The sequence below is a fragment of the Vibrio sp. CDRSL-10 TSBA genome (assembly GCA_039696685.1).
GTDB lineage: Bacteria > Pseudomonadota > Gammaproteobacteria > Enterobacterales > Vibrionaceae > Vibrio.
In genome coordinates, this window is sequence record CP155566.1 from 1,490,759 (window position 1) to 1,506,816 (window position 16,058).

Annotated in this window: 8 protein-coding genes and 5 pseudogenes; 12 read left to right on the top strand and 1 reads right to left on the bottom strand. The window is 51.0% G+C overall.

All coding sequences use genetic code 11. The features are described 5' to 3' along the window. Positions 1 to 133 precede the first annotated feature (133 nt). The 8 genes and pseudogenes from ABDK09_14400 (at position 134) to ABDK09_14435 (ending at position 9,320) form a co-directional block, all read left to right on the top strand. Complete coding sequence (locus ABDK09_14400; protein ID XAW90559.1) at positions 134 to 880, top strand: M20/M25/M40 family metallo-hydrolase; 747 nt, start codon at positions 134 to 136, stop codon at positions 878 to 880. Next, positions 792 to 1,553, top strand: coding sequence for a peptidase dimerization domain-containing protein (locus ABDK09_14405; protein ID XAW90560.1), 762 nt, complete (start codon positions 792 to 794; stop codon positions 1,551 to 1,553). Before ABDK09_14400 ends, ABDK09_14405 begins: the two co-directional genes overlap by 89 nt. Beyond that, complete coding sequence (locus tag ABDK09_14410) at positions 1,543 to 2,697, top strand: M20 family metallopeptidase (GenBank protein ID XAW90561.1); 1,155 nt, start codon at positions 1,543 to 1,545, stop codon at positions 2,695 to 2,697. The genes ABDK09_14405 and ABDK09_14410 overlap by 11 nt, the downstream gene beginning before the upstream one ends. A 111-nt stretch (positions 2,698 to 2,808) precedes the next feature. Next, positions 2,809 to 4,129: pseudogene (locus ABDK09_14415) on the top strand (D-serine ammonia-lyase). Positions 4,130 to 4,374: 245 nt separating this feature from the next. Further along, positions 4,375 to 5,442, top strand: a complete 1,068-nt coding sequence (locus tag ABDK09_14420) for an iron-containing alcohol dehydrogenase family protein (GenBank protein XAW90562.1) — start codon at positions 4,375 to 4,377, stop codon at positions 5,440 to 5,442. A gap of 414 nt (positions 5,443 to 5,856) precedes the next feature. After that, positions 5,857 to 7,174, top strand: a pseudogene (locus ABDK09_14425) (methyl-accepting chemotaxis protein). A 238-nt stretch (positions 7,175 to 7,412) separates the two neighbouring features. Continuing rightward, entirely contained in the window at positions 7,413 to 8,384 is a 972-nt protein-coding gene (locus ABDK09_14430) for a calcium/sodium antiporter (protein XAW90563.1), read from the top strand. 77 nt (positions 8,385 to 8,461) lie between these two features. Continuing rightward, positions 8,462 to 9,320: pseudogene (locus ABDK09_14435) on the top strand (mechanosensitive ion channel family protein). 155 nt (positions 9,321 to 9,475) lie between these two features. On the opposite strand, the pseudogene ABDK09_14440 reads toward ABDK09_14435, so the two are convergent. Further along, positions 9,476 to 11,120 (bottom strand): annotated as a pseudogene (locus tag ABDK09_14440) (BCCT family transporter). Positions 11,121 to 11,465: 345 nt separating this feature from the next. Here ABDK09_14440 and ABDK09_14445 point away from each other — a divergent pair. The 4 genes and pseudogenes from ABDK09_14445 to ABDK09_14460 all read left to right on the top strand — a co-directional run bounded on the left by ABDK09_14445 (position 11,466) and on the right by ABDK09_14460 (position 16,046). Continuing rightward, entirely contained in the window at positions 11,466 to 12,983 is a 1,518-nt protein-coding gene (locus ABDK09_14445) for a methyl-accepting chemotaxis protein (GenBank protein ID XAW90564.1), read from the top strand. 93 nt (positions 12,984 to 13,076) lie between these two features. After that, entirely contained in the window at positions 13,077 to 13,202 is a 126-nt protein-coding gene (locus ABDK09_14450) for a hypothetical protein (GenBank protein XAW90565.1), read from the top strand. Between the two features lie 278 nt (positions 13,203 to 13,480). After that, positions 13,481 to 14,744: pseudogene (gene glyA, locus ABDK09_14455) on the top strand (serine hydroxymethyltransferase). A gap of 48 nt (positions 14,745 to 14,792) precedes the next feature. After that, complete coding sequence (locus ABDK09_14460) at positions 14,793 to 16,046, top strand: sarcosine oxidase subunit beta family protein (protein XAW90566.1); 1,254 nt, start codon at positions 14,793 to 14,795, stop codon at positions 16,044 to 16,046. Positions 16,047 to 16,058: the final 12 nt, after the last annotated feature.

Sequence of the window (16,058 nt, forward strand, 5' to 3'; positions counted from 1 at the left end):
GATCGCTTTCATCATTTAATTTCGATACCCGAACTACGGGATTTGCAGCCAACAGCGCTGCAGCTTCACGCAGGAAGGGTCTATATACGTCCGCTAAGGTGGGTGGGACGTACTACGCCTTCAAGGAGCCATTATGAGTCGTGAAAATGCGATTGAACACATCACTAAATACTTTGATTCAGGTAAATTCTTACAAGAGCTGAGCGCCCGGGTGGCGATCCGCAGTGAAAGTCAGACGCCTACGGGTTATCCCGCGTTAAGCGATTATCTGCGCGATGAAATGATCCCCTGTTTAACCGAGATGGGCTTTGTTTGCGAAGTGATGCCCAATCCGGCTTCAGACGATCCGGTCGCCTGGCCATTTCTGCTCGCCGAACGAATCGAAGATCCGGATAACATTACCCTGCTGACTTACGGCCACGGTGATGTGGTGCGCGGCTACGACGATGAGTGGCGCGAAGGTTTGCAGCCGTGGCAGGTGACGGTAGAAGGTAACTTTTGGTTCGGACGGGGTACGGCAGATAACAAGGGCCAGCACTCGGTTAACCTCGCGGCACTGAAAACTGTGCTGGAAACGCGCGGTAAACTCGGCTTTAACGTCAAACTGCTGCTGGAAATGGGCGAAGAAGCCGGCTCGCCCGGTCTGGCTCAGTTGTGTGCGCTCAATAAAGAGCGTCTGGCGGCCGATCTCTTCATTGCCTCAGACGGCCCGCGCGCCGGTGCTGAGCTGCCGACCGTGTTCTTAGGCTCGCGCGGCTCACTCAATTTTGACCTCAACATAAAACTGCGCGATGGCAGTCACCACTCCGGTAACTGGGGCGGACTGCTGTCGAAACGCCGCGACCCGACTGACCCATGCCTGGGGCTCGCTGGTGGATGAAAACGGCCGTATTCTGGTACCGGGGCTGTTGCCGGATTCGCTGCCGGAGGCGGTAAAAAAAGCGGTGCAGAATATACCGGTGGGTCAGGGCCCGAACGATCCGCAAATTTGTCTCGACTGGGGTGAGCCTGGTTTGTCGCCGGCAGAGCGCGTGTTCGGCTGGAATACTCTCGAGATCTTATCGATGAAAGCCGGTAACCCGGAATCGCCGGCCAATGCTATTCCCGGTTCGGCGACCCTGCATGCCCAGATCCGTTACGTGGTGGGCAGTGACAGTAATCATTTCCTTGAGCACATCAAAGCGCATCTGCTGGAGAAGGGCTTTGATGATGTCGAAGTCAAAGCCGCCGGTGTGGTGCAGATGGAAGCGACCCGTCTTAATCCCGACGACCCGTGGGTTGACTGGATTCTTGATTCGGTGGCGCGCACGACCGGTAAGCAGCCGACCTTACTGCCGAATCTTGGCGGTTCACTGCCGAATGACTGCTTTGCCAAAACATTAGGTTTGCCAACGGTTTGGATTCCACATTCTTATCCGGCATGTTTACAGCACGGCCCTAATGAACATATGCTGGGCTCGGTTGCCAAAGAAGCGCTGCAAATGATGACCGGTGTGTTCTGGGAGCTGGCCGAAATCGGCAGCGGCATTAAGGAGAAGCGTAATGCAGCCTGAAGAAAAGATGAATTTTGTCGCGGCCTGGTTGCAGGAAAATCAGTCCCGCATGGTTGAGGTACTGGGTCAGATTGTGAATATCGACTCCTTCAGCCATGAGCCGGATGGCGTGCAGACCGTGCGCAACGTATTACAGCAGGTTCTGGAACAAAGTGGTATTAAGGTCACTGCGCTCGACGAACAGGACAGCCATGCGTTGTTTGCCTCAGTCGGCAGCGGCAGTGAGCAGAACATTTTTCTGACCGGGCATATGGATACCGTGTTTAAAGGCGGCACCGTCGCGCAGCGTCCGTTTCGGGTCGAGGGCAATCAGGCCTTCGGGCCGGGAGTGGCCGACATGAAATCCGGCCTGGTGATGAATGTGTTTGTGTTGATGGCATTTCATGAACTGAATGCTGTCGCGCCACTGCCGTTTCGGGTCAATCTGTTTTTTACCGCTGATGAAGAGATCGGTTCACCCAATGGCAGAACCCTGATTGAACAATATCTCAAACCGGCTACGGCGGTGTTTAATGCTGAGCCGGGACGGGTGTCCGGTAATGTGGTCAAATCACGTAAAGGTGGCGGCACCTATCAGATTGAGGTGACGGGCGTTGCTTCGCACTCCGGTGTCTCGCATCAGGACGGGGTGAGCGCGATTGAAGCTCTGGCGCGTATCATCAGCTCGATTCATCAGCTGACCGATTACGAGCAGGGCATTACCACCAATGTGGGTGTGATTGAAGGGGGAACTACGCCTAATACGGTCGCGCCGTTTGCTACCGCCAAAGTTGATGTGCGTTTTATGCGTCTGGCTCAGGTGGCCGAAATCGAAGCCTTGCTGGCACAATGTGTCGCCGGTCACGGCTTACAGGGCGCCAGTGCGAGCATCAGTAAAATTGCCGGCTTTTTACCGTTTGAAGAGCATGCCAGTGAAAGCCTGCTGGCACTGTATAAGCAGCAGGCTGCCAATATTGGTTTGATTGTGGACGGGGAATTTACCGGCGGCTGCTCTGATGCCGGCTGGACATCGGCAATGGGTATTCCGACGCTTTGTGCCACCGGTCCTGTTGGCGCTTATGCGCATACTGAACGCGAAACGTGCTTTATCGATACCTTCGCGGAACGCGCAACTGTGGTCGCCCGTTGCTGTCTGACATTGTAGTGCTTACTCTGGTATTATCGTCACTCTGACCAGGTGGCTAGTACTCTTACTATATCGCGCTCAGGTGCACGTTGGTCGTGACCTGAGCGCGTGAGATCAAAAGGAAAGGAAATGAATCAGTCCGAGATTGAACAGTTAGTCAGTCGTTATCCCTTGGTAGAGCAGTTGATTCAGTTACAGGAAACCTGTTGGTTCAATCCTGCAGCGACAGACCTGCAGACGGCTTTGCCAGATGTGGGGCTGGATGCGGTTGATGTGAAACAGGCCAGTGATCGCCTGGCTCGCTTTGCCCCCTATCTGATGCAGGCGTTTCCCGATACCCGTGCCAGCCAGGGGATAATCGAATCGCCACTGACCGCGGTCAGCCAACTGCAACAGCGGTTGGTCGCGGAATCCGGTCTGTCAGCCATCGGCAAGGTGTATCTCAAACAGGACAGCCATTTACCGATCTCCGGCTCGATTAAAGCGCGCGGCGGCATTTATGAAGTGCTGACTCACGCCGAATCCCTGGCGTTGCAAGCCGGCTTACTCAACCTCAATGACGATTACAGCAAGTTGCTCTGTGACGAGTGCCGGGCGCTGTTTGGCCGCCATCGCGTCGCGGTCGGTTCAACCGGCAATCTCGGCCTGTCAATTGGGATCATGAGCGCGAAATTAGGGTTTGATGTCACGGTCCATATGTCCGCCGATGCCAGGGAGTGGAAAAAGCGTAAGCTGCGCTCGCATGGGGTCACTGTGGTCGAGTATGAGCAGGATTATGGTGTGGCGGTGGCACAAGGCCGCGCGGCAGCCGAAAGTGATCCTGATTGCTTCTTTATCGATGATGAAAACTCCACAACGCTGTTTCTCGGCTATGCGGTGGCGGGAGAGCGTCTCAAAGCTCAGTTTGATGAACGAGGCATTGTCGTCGATGCTGAGCATCCGCTGTTTGTTTATCTGCCATGTGGTGTAGGTGGCGGACCGGGCGGGGTCGCATTTGGCCTTAAACTTGCGTTTGGCGACCATGTGCACTGTATTTTCGTCGAACCGACCCATTCGCCAGCCATGCTGCTGGGCGTACACACTGGCCTGCATGACGGTATTTGCGTACAGGATATTGGGGTTGATAACAAAACTGCCGCCGATGGTCTGGCGGTCGGACGTCCTTCCGGCTTTGTCGGCCGTGCCATGCAGCGTTTGATTGACGGTTACTACACCATCAGTGATGAGCACATGCTGACCTGGCTGAAAGCAGTCGACGCCAGTGAGCAGATTCAGATTGAACCTTCTGCGGCAGCGGCAGTGTACGGCCCGGTCGTGGTCAGTCGACACCCTGAGTATCTGCAAACCACCGGACTTAACACGGATAGCCTCGCGAAACAGTACCCATGTGATCTGGGCGACCGGCGGTGGTATGGTGCCTGCGGAGGAAATGGCGAAGTATCTCGCGTGATGCGGCAAGGATGCATTTATCTGAGAGTGCTATATCTCTAAGCGTGCTCCTCACCTGAGAAAGTCATTCACCCAGGAAAGCTATCCACCTGGTTGAATAATGAAGCCGTGGCCCGCTTAGTCCATAATGATGAGTAGTTTGAGCTATGAAATTAAGTCATGGCTCAGTTGCAAAGAATTCGATACTCATCACCGGGCCCACTCTGTAGATTGGCGCCAGATATAAAGGATACAGGGATCATTACCGTGCAAACACAAACCGTTTCGCTTCCACACCAAATTTTGAAAGGCAGTCATTGTCTGGATAACGTCTTTTCATCACTGAGTGATTCGCTGCAACGCGTGTTTATCGTGGCAGGCAAGACTGCGCTGTCTGTGACTCTGCCAACATTGCAACGCGTCAAGGGCAGCCGTGAACTAACAGACAGTTGGTACGGCGGTGAAGTGACGGAAGCGAACATGACGCGTCTCAGCGAGCAGGCGAAGCATGTTGGCGCCGATGTGATCTTTGCTATCGGCGGCGGTAAAGCGATTGATATGGGTAAATGGGTCGCTGATGACCTGCAACTGCCGGTGGTGACCATTCCAACGATCGCGGCAACGTGTGCGGCCTCTTCAACCGTAACGGTGATGTACGATGAATCAGGCCACTATGTGGGCATGAAGCAGCTGGCCAAGGCGCCGCTGTCTCTGGTGAACGATGCTGATATCCTGGCCCATGCGCCGCCACGCTGGTTATCTGCCGGCTTGGGTGACACACTGGCCAAACTGTACGAATTCCGTGCGATTGCCGATAACCTGCCTAAATGCAGCTTTAACTATTCCGCTTATTCAAATGGCCGTCTGTGTTATGACCTGATCCGTGATTACGGTGAGCAGGCGATGCAGGATAATGCCAAGCAACAAGCAAGCGATGCGCTGGAAGGTGCTGCTGATGCTATCGTACTGTTTGCCGGTTTCACTTCAATTATGGGCGTGGGCGATCACGTTGCCGCATCGCATGCGCTGTTTGACGGCTTTACCACCAACCCTAAAACCCGTGACTTTGGGCATGGCCTGCTGGTCGGTTTTGGTAACCTGGTACTGCAGGTGCTGGAAGGTCGTCCGGACGATGAAATCCGCGGGGAAATTGACCTGGCGAAACGTTGTGGGATTCCGGTGACTCTGGCTGAAATTGCTGAGCTGACGGAGACGGAGCTGTTTGATATCGCCACCGCATCAGTGAATACTTCAGATATGGGCAATATGCCACGTACGATTGCCGCGCAAGAGCTGGTTGACGCCATTCATTACGTGTCGGCATTGTCTAAATAGAGTGCATAAAATCATTGAAAAAAACCACCTGCGCTCAGGTGGTTTTTTGTTTCCGGGCTGTGCCAGACCGGCCAAATTTCAGGATGTCATTTTCTTTTCAGAATTACTCTATTTTTAATCGTCATGCTAAGTTCTATTTCTATATAGTGACTTTATTTTGAATAGTTGCTTCGTTGAAATAGATACTCTTAAAAAGTCCGGACCTTTGGATAGGCGGTGGTGTGGGGTTGGTTAAATTTGGAACCTACCTAACAGAATTATCAGCTGAAACAAAAGACTGGCATGTTTTATCCGATAACCATTAAACTTATCAATCATAAATATTCTTCCCTGACTGACTTTCAAAAGCTGTGTTTCATAACCGGTCATGGGCTAATATTGTTTCTATACCTTTGGCGTTTAAATAGGGCGAATATGTTTTTCAATAAGTCATTGCAAAAGGAAAACCAGCAACTGAGAGAATCTCTCTACTCTCTGGAACAGATGCGGGATAGCCTTGATACAGACATGATGCGAATCACCTTGGATACACAGGGGGATGTTGTATCAGTTAACCAACGCCTGCAAACAGATTTAGGGCTGACCGAGCAGACATTAGTTGGTAAACATTTGACTGACTTGGTGCCGCGGAATGCTCGTAATACGCCACACTTTAAGCGCATGAAAGCCGCTATTGAGCAGAAAGAGCATTGGAACGGCGCCTTACAGATTGAAAAGGGCAATGGTGATGATGCGTGGATACGCGTTATCCTGCAGCCTATAGTCAGTGGTAAAGGTAAGTTGGAACACTTTCTGATTTACGGCTCTGAGCTGACAAGGACCATCAAAACGTCCCGTGAGCACGAAGACATGCTCAAAGCGTTGAATCGTTCGACAGCGGTGATTGAGTTTTCCCTTGATGGCACTATTTTACGCGCTAACGATAACTTTTTACGTACCATGGGTTATCGCAGTAATGATCAGATCGCTGGTAAACACCACCGGATTTTCTGTGAATCACAAGAGGTGAACTCCTCATCGTACAAAGAGTTCTGGCGTAAACTGGCTTCGGGGCAGTTTGTATCTGATCGTTTCAAACGTATTGACAGTCACGGACAGGTTGTATGGCTAGAAGCTTCTTATAACCCGATTCACAATTCAGAAGGCGAGCTGTATAAAGTGGTGAAGTTTCGCCACTGTGATCACCGATCTGGTTAATCAGGAAATAGCGGTGTCGGAAGCGGCGCAGATTGCTTTTGATGTATCAGAGATTACCGGTAAACAGACCGCGCAAGGCCAGCAGGTGGTGAGTACCACCATCGCCAAAATGGAAGCACTGGTGGCGCAGATGAAACAGGCCAGTGCAGCGATTGAGGCGTTGAACGAACAGTCTAAACGCATCGACGATCTGGTCACCAGTATCAGCGGTATCGCGGATCAGACCAATCTGCTGGCGCTCAATGCGGCCATTGAAGCAGCGCGTGCCGGCGAACAAGGGCGCGGGTTTGCTGTGGTCGCCGATGAAGTCAGACAGTTGGCATCACGCACGAACAGTACTACCGAAGAGATCAGTACCGTGGTGACCGAGAACCTGAAACGCACCCGCACTGCGGTGGAACTGATTGCCGCTTGCCAGTCTCAGGCTGGTGATACGCTGGAGTTGTCGACAGAGGCCGGACAGGTGATGGAAGACATTCAGCGTGGTTCGCAGCGGGTTGTGGATGCGGTCAGTCAGTTCAACCAGAAGCTGTAACGCCTGTCTGATTTAATTCATTAGTCAGCCCATCCGAATGTTCGGGTGGGCTGACTTTTATGCCGCCCACGAAATTTTACGCCGACTGTAAAAATAAGCATGGTGAGCCCAAATTGTTGTCACAATCGAAAGTGATAATTTGGTATACTCATCAGAACAACGTCATAGTTTGATACTGACTCATACATCCTTCTTATTTCCCCGTTTTTAAGCATGTATAGATAGTAGGACTGAAACTATGTTGTTTTCGATACTGGCAATTATTGCCGGATTCATTCTCCTGATGTGGAGCGCAGACCGATTTATCGAAGGTGCTGCAGTAAGTGCGCGTTATGCCGGCACACCGCCATTGGTGGTTGGGATGCTGGTGATCGGTTTTGGTACCTCAGCTCCTGAGATGGTGGTATCCGCGATGGCGGCACTCGATGGCAACCCTTCGCTGGCTTTGGGGAATGCACTCGGCTCCAATATCATCAACATCAGTCTTATTCTTGGTTTAACGGCCATGATAGCGCCGTTAGCTGTCCATTCGACTATTATTCGCAAAGAGTTGCCGATTCTGCTTTTGATTACTCTGGCGTTAGGCGTGATGCTGTGGGATCACAATATCAGCTCGTTTGAGGCCTGGGTGCTGCTGATTGCGTTTGTCAGTATTGTCGGTTGGTCGTTATTGAGTGCTTTGCGCTCTCGGAAAAGCCAACTACCGCCTGAAGTAGAACAGCAGGTGATGCCGCAATCTATGACCTTATCCCGCGCTATTTTCTGGCTCGTTACTGGTTTGGTGCTGTTGGTCGCCAGCTCTCGTATTTTAGTGTGGGGAGCGGTCAATATTGCGCAGCAACTGGGCGTCAGCGAACTGACGATAGGTCTGACGATTGTCGCTTTGGGGACTTCATTGCCGGAACTTGCGGCCTCGCTTGCCGCAGCGCGTAAAGGTGAGCATGACTTGGCTGTCGGTAACGTGGTAGGCTCAAACATGTTTAACTCGTTGGCCGTGGTCGGTATTGCCGGTGCCATCGAACCGATTTCTGGTGTTGGTGCGGAAATTTTCTGGCGTGACTGGTCATCGGTCCTGTTCTGTACGGCCTTGCTGCTCTTCACTGCGGTCAAAATTGGTAAAGCAAAAACCATTTCCCGTTTGGAAGGGGGAGTGTTCGTTCTGTGTTATTTAAGTTATAACATTTACTTGATTCAAGGCAGTGTTGGTTAGCACTGCTTAATGCTGGTGCCTGGTTTAGATATCCGGGCACTGTTTTAAAACATCCATAACCCGTTACGGAGATAAAAATGGAGTTACTCGTCAGCTTTTACGAGACGCATCAGGCGTTGATTCTGGATATCATCCAAAATTCAATTTTGACCCTGCTTATTTTAGTGATCGCTTCTATCGCATCGAAACTGATGCGTGCCGGCATTCAGAAAGCCATCATGAAAGTGAGCAATGGTGATGAAATTGTCGCGTCGTTGATGTCAAAAGTCGGGGGCTATATCGTCTATATCCTGGCTCTGGTCATCATTCTTGACCTGTTTGGTGTCAACACAACCAGTTTAGTTGCTCTGGTCGGTGCGGCCGGTTTGGCGATTGGTCTGGCACTAAAAGATACCCTGAGCAATATTGCCGCGGGCATTATGATCCTGTTCCTGAAACCGATTAAAAAAGGTGAATTCGTTGAGTTCGCTGGTTACAGCGGCACAGTAAAAGATATTGGTCTGTTTACCTCGGTATTTGAGACGGGTGACGGCCTTTATATTTCCAGTCCGAACCGTACTGTCTGGAATGCAACCATCCGTAACTTCAGCCGCAACGGTCGCCGTCGTATGGAGATTGTGGTCGGCATCTCTTATGAGGATTCGATTGAAACTGGTCTGCAGGTTTCTGCAGGACTTAGCGCTCAGCCATGAAGCGGTGATGCTGGATCCTAAACCTCAGGTGATGGTGCAGATGCTGGCGGACAGTTCAGTGAATCTGCAACTGCGCGCCTGGTGTACTACGGATAAATACTGGGAAACCTACTGGAGCATTCAGCGCCAGGTGAAAGGTAAGATTGAGGAGGCTGGCATGACAATTCCGTTCCCGCAACGCGATCTGCACATTACGATGACTCAGCCGCAAGCGCAGGAAGTGCTGGGTCAGAACAAGGCCTGATAGAGCCGCCTTTAGCATTTCATGCGCACACAAACAAAAGCCTCGCAGTGGTTACTGCGAGGCTTTTTTCGTACTTAAACCGTTACGTTATCACTGAGTGGCGCCGTTGCTCAGACTTGGTCACGGCGCCTGCACTTTGTAGTTAAAACAAACCGCTATTTGGCTTTCTTAACCCGCGGTTCGCTCATCAGGCCTTTGATCAGCGATATGGTCGCGATCAACAGCACTATGGTGAACGGAAAGCCGGTGGTTACCGCCATCGCCTGGGCGGCAGCCAGGCCACCACCCAGCAGCAATGCAATTGCAACCAAGCCCTCAAACGTACACCAGAAAACGCGCTGAGGCGTCGGAGCATCCACTTTACCGCCTGCAGCAATGGTGTCGATAACCAGTGAGCCTGAGTCCGATGAGGTAATAAAGAACACCACAACCAGCACAATACCGATGAAAGACGTGATTTCATGCAGCGGCATGACTTTGAGCATTTCAAACAGTTTAAGTGGCAGGTCGGCGTCCATCACGGCTTTGTAGCCATCGTTAACGAACTGGCTGATAGCTGTGCCACCAAATGCCGTCATCCAGAACACACACACGGTTGACGGAACAATCAGAACGCAGACGATAAACTCGCGCACGGTACGACCACGTGATACACGGGCGATAAACATGCCGACGAATGGCGACCATGAAATCCACCACGCCCAGTAGAATGATGTCCAGCCTTGTGAGTAGTTCACATCTTCACGGCCGAACGGCATTGAAAGGGCCGGGAAGTTGGTCAGGTAGGCACCGATGTTATCGAAAAAGCCGAGCAGAATCGCCGCTGTCGGGCCAATCACTACCACGAAAAACAGCAGCAGTGCGGCAAGCAACATATTCACTTCAGACAAGCGTTTCACACCGCCATCAAGACCAGCCAGAACCGACAGCAGGGCAAAACCGGTGATGACAATGATCAGGATGATTTGCGTGGTATCGGTAAGCGGGATATCAAACAGGAAGTTCAGACCGGTTGCAGCCTGAGACGCACCATAGCCCAGCGAGGTCGCCAGACCGAAGACAGTCGCTACAATTGCCAGAATATCGATGATATGACCGGTCCAGCCCCAGACTCGTTCGCCAAACAGCGGGTAAAACACTGAACGCATGGTCAGTGGTAAGCCTTTGTTAAACGAAAAGATCGCCAGTCCCAGAGCGAGCAATGCATAAATCGCCCAAGGATGCAGTGCCCAGTGGTAAATGGTCGCAGCCATGCCGAGTGAACGTGCCGCTTCGCTATCGCCCAGAGCACCACCTAATGGTGCCCAGTCGGTCCGGACTCCGTTTTCAAAGGTAGGTCCAGCCAGAGCGGTGCTAAAATGCGACATCGGCTCAGATACGCCAAAGAAACACCAAGCCAATGCCCATACCGGCTGCAAACAGCATCGCCAGCCAGCCTGAATAGGAATAGTCCGGTGTTGCATCGGTACCGCCGATTCTGACCCGGCCTAACGGTGATATGGCCAGAGCCAGGCAGACGACGACAAAAATGTTACCTGATAACAAGAAGAACCAGTCAAGACTTGAGGTGAGCCAAGATCTTAAGTGAAGAAACAGGGGTTCGACTTGTTCGCGAAAGATTAGGGTTGCAAATACAAAGATGACAATCGCTAAGCCTGAGACGGCGAAAACCCGGTTATGAATGTCCAGACCAAACGGACCGACGGAAAGAACGACGTTGTCCTGACCAACGGTATAATCCGTATCGATTGGGTTTGCTTTGCCACTAGGGTGGGGAACACCACCATTATCGCTACTCATTTTCTCTCCATTGTTGGTTATAAAAAATCACTAGGTGTCGTGAGAAGCTAAGCACCCGTACAAGATGGGTGCTACTCTTTTCCAAGAAGGTGATTTAGGCCAACTCGCTCAAGTAGGTTTCTCTCCTACTATAGGAATATTCAGTCAGCACTGCCATAAATCACCATTTGAGATGGAAAAATAAATGAAAAACATGGGATTAAAAAGAACTTTATTACTATCCGTTATCTTGTTAGTTGCCATTTCCGTAGATCTGCCAATTTCGCTTCCTACTTTGAGCAAAAATCCTCCTTAACGAAGAGTATCATCGCTCAAAGTGAAAGCTTTGTGTTTGAGCAAGCAGGAATGATTAGCACCTATGTTAACGAAAAAGTGGGTGGTGTGAGCAAAATTGCTCAGCAGTATAAAAACCAGCCACTCACCGGAACCCAAGATGAACTGATTGCAAAAACCAAGTTTCTCGCCAATGCCATGAACCTAGGCAGTGCAGTACTGGCATTTGATAATGGCGACGCGTATTGGAACGTCGCGACAGCAAATTGGCCAAACCACAAATTCAATGATGATTTTACCCAGCGTCCCTGGTATCAGGCAGCGCAAAGCGCTTCCGGTGTCACAGTAACCGACCCATATGTCGGCACAGACGGTGCCTACTGGATAACCATCATTGAAAAAATGCACGGCGGCACGGTATCAGCGGATATGACCTTATCGTTTTTGAACGAAATGGTCAAAACGAGTATCCCTGGCGCTGTCGCGGTGATCATGAATGACAGCACCACATTGCTTGCGTCATCATCATCAGCGATTAAAGGTGGCGATAAAGGCACAGACTATCCGTGGTTTAAAGAAGCAGCGTTGAATGCCGTCGGTAAAGAGAAAGCGGTGTTTGAGTACACGCTCGACGGGCACGACAAAATCTTGTTCTCACATGCGATTAATGTCGGCGACAAAAAATGGTACTACGCCATTGGACTGGATCGTTCGGTTGCCTTTGCTCAGCTTGATGAAACCAGAAACAACGCCATCATAGTGACCATCGTTGCCACGATAGTTTGCGTGGTTATCGCATTTTTCCTGATCAATCTGCTGTATCGTCCGATTATTTCTTTGCGCGACACGATTGCCAATCTGTCCAGTGGTAACGGTGAACTGACCCAGCGTCTGAGCGTCTCTTCTAACGACGATATCGGCCAGATTTCGCAGGGGGTGAACCGCTTTATCGAAGATCTGCAGAACATGATGCTGGAAGTAAAACAGGCCAGTGGATCATTGCAGGATAACGTGCAGCGTCTGCGTCAGCAGTCAAGCAGCAACAGCCATATACTGCAAAGCCATGTCACCGAAACTGAACAGATTGTTACCGCAGTAGAGGAGATGGACGCGACGGCAAATTCCATGGCGACCGATGCCGCTAATACCGCCAGTCTGACACAGCAAGCCAACAGAACCAGTGATGAATCACGTCGTATTGTCGACAAATCGAAACAGACCGTATCGGCCCTGATTGCTGACGTTGAAAAAGCGTCACTGGACGTTCAGAAGATGAATGACCAAACACAAAACATCAGCACGATCCTGAACGTGATTGGTGATATTGCCGAGCAAACCAACTTGTTGGCGCTCAATGCCGCGATCGAGGCAGCGCGCGCCGGCGATCAGGGGCGTGGCTTTGCTGTGGTGGCAGACGAAGTACGCAAGCTAGCCAGCCGCACCAAAGAGAGTACCGGTGAAATAGAAGAAGCGCTGAGCGAGCTGCTGAGTGGTTGTCAGACGGTGGTTGATTCAATGCACTATACAAAGAACGCTGTCAGGAAACCGCTGAGGGTTCAACAGAGGTTGAAGCGAGCTTGGAAACCCTGACGCGCTTTGTCGATGAAATCAACGACCTCAGCGCCCAGATCGCGACTGCCGCTGAAGAAACAGAGCTGCGTGACTCAAGAAGTGAGTCGTAATATGAATGCGATCAGTGACATTGTGAGTAATCTCGACAAGAACGGACAGCAGGCGATACGTGACGCGGAAGAGATAGCAAGCGTCAATACTCAGCTTGGTTCTATTGTCGGCCGCTTTAAATTGTAGCGATTTTATCTGTCGTAAAACGACATTTTTAGCAAAACCGGAGTTATAAACTCCGGTTTTTTTATATTTAACAAAAGGTTATGTGTGTTTTTTGACCTTGTCGCAAATTCGCAATCTAACGGCGCGATTACGCAAGTAGCATGTTACCGATTCGTTACTATTGCGTTGTGATTACGGTTTCTGTTTTTGGATGACACAAGGCTCAACTGTGTACCAGATAACACCAGAATCCGGCATCAATCGAATAAAGGAAAAAAAGATTATATCAAGGAGACGACATGTTCAGCAAAGACCAGACAATCGAATCGTACGACAGCGAGCTGTGGGCGGCGATCACTAAAGAAGAAAAGCGACAAGAAAACCACATCGAGCTGATTGCTTCGGAAAACTACACCAGCCCGCGCGTTATGCAAGCTCAGGGCACCATGCTGACAAACAAGTATGCTGAAGGTTACCCGGCAAAACGTTACTACGGCGGTTGTGAATATGTCGATGATGTTGAACAACTGGCGATCGATCGTGCGAAAGCACTGTTCGGCGCTGAGTACGCTAACGTACAACCACACTCCGGTTCTCAGGCAAACGCAGCGGTATACATGGCGCTGTGTGAACCAGGCGACACGGTTCTGGGTATGAGCCTGGCTCACGGTGGACACCTGACTCACGGTTTCTCACGTGAACTTCTCCGGTAAAATCTACAATGCCGTTCAGTACGGTCTGAACGAAGAAACAGGCGAAATTGACTACGCAGAAGTTGAAGCGCTGGCTCTGGAACACAAACCAAAAATGATCGTAGCAGGCTTCTCAGCTTACTCACGCGTTGTTGACTGGGCTCGTTTCCGAGAAATCGCAGACAAAGTGGGTGCTTACCTGTTTGTCGACATGGCGCACGTTGCTGGTCTGGTTGCTGCTGGTGTTTATCCAAACCCGGTTCCTTTCGCTGATGTGGTAACAACCACAACGCACAAAACTCTGCGCGGTCCACGCGGCGGTCTGATCATCTCTCGTGACGCCGAACTGGAAAAGAAACTCAACGCAGCTGTATTCCCAGGTGGCCAGGGCGGCCCGCTGATGCACGTTATCGCAGCAAAAGCTGTTGCGTTTAAAGAAGCATTAGAGCCTGAATTTGCAGAGTACCAGAAACAAGTAGTTCTAAACGCTCAGGCGATGGCGAAAGTCTTCATCGAGCGCGGTTTCGATGTTGTTTCTGGCGGCACTGACAACCACCTGTTCCTGCTGAGCCTGATTCGTCAGGGTCTGACAGGTAAAGCTGCTGATGCAGCACTGGGCCAGGCGGGTATCACTGTGAACAAAAACGCTGTTCCTGGTGACCCTCAGTCTCCATTCGTCACCTCTGGTCTGCGTATCGGTACGCCAGTGGTTACTACCCGTAAATTCGGTGTCACTGAGTGTGAAGCTCTGGCTGGTTGGATTGCAGACATCCTGGATGTGCTCAACGAACCGCAAGCGCTGGCACTTGTGATTGAACAAGTACGCAACAACGTCCAAGCGCTATGTCGTGATTTCCCGGCATACCAGTAAATGTTAGTGATGACATTTGGATTTTGGCTGAAATGAAGGAACAAAACAATGCAGCATTATTCCGGCTTTGGTCTCTTTAAGCACTCGCTATCTCACCACGAAAACTGGCAGAGCGTGTGGCGTAATCCGACTCCGAAAAAGAAATATGACGTCATCATCGTTGGTGGCGGCGGTCACGGTCTGGCAACAGCCTACTACCTGGCCAAAGAGCACGGCATTACTAACGTAGCAGTAATTGAAAAAGGTTACCTGGGTGGTGGTAACACAGCACGTAACACAACTATCGTGCGTTCAAACTACCTGTGGGACGAAGCAGCATTCCTGTTTGAACACTCACTGAAACTGTGGGACGGTCTGTCACAGGATCTGAACTACAACGTGATGTTCTCTAAGCGTGGCTGTCTGAACGTTGGTCACACACTGCAAGACATGCGTGATATCGAACGTCGTGTAGCGGCAAACCGCCTGAACGGTATTAAAGGTGAAGTACTGGACGCAAAACAGGTGAAAGAAATTGTTCCTCACATGGATTGCTCTGAAAACGCTCGTTACCCGGTGATGGGTGCCTCATGGCAGCCTAACGCAGGTGTGGCACGTCACGATGCGGTTGCATGGGGCTTTGCCCGCGGCGCAGACAGTATGGGTGTTGACCTGATTCAGCAAACTGAAGTAGTTGACATGATCATCGAAGACGGCGCGATTGTTGGTGTGAAAACTAACCGCTACGGCAACATCATGGCTGACCGCGTAGGTTGTGTGGTAGCAGGTAACTCTGGCGTACTGGCGAAAATGGCCGGTTTCGATATGCCACTGGAATCACACCCGCTACAGGCTCTGGTTTCTGAGCCAATCAAACCAATCATCGACACTGTTGTTATGTCGAACCACGTACACGGTTACGTGAGCCAGTCGGACAAAGGCGACCTGGTTATCGGTGCAGGTATCGATGGCTATAACGGTTACGGTCAGCGTGGTTCTTACTCAACGATTGAGCACACGGTGCAGGCAATTGTTGAAATGTTCCCAATCTTCTCACGTGTTCGCATGAACCGTCAGTGGGGCGGTATCGTTGATACAACAGCAGATGCATGTCCAATCATGACTAAGACTCCGGTCGAGAACCTGTTCTTCAACTGTGGTTGGGGTACCGGTGGCTTTAAAGCGACCCCGGGATCAGGCAACGTATTTGCCGCGAGCCTGGCAAAAGGTGAAATGCATGAATTGGCTGCGCCATTCTCAATGTTCCGTTTCAACAATGGCGCACTGATCGATGAACACGGTGCCGCAGGCGTAGCGCACTAACAGGAGACGTAT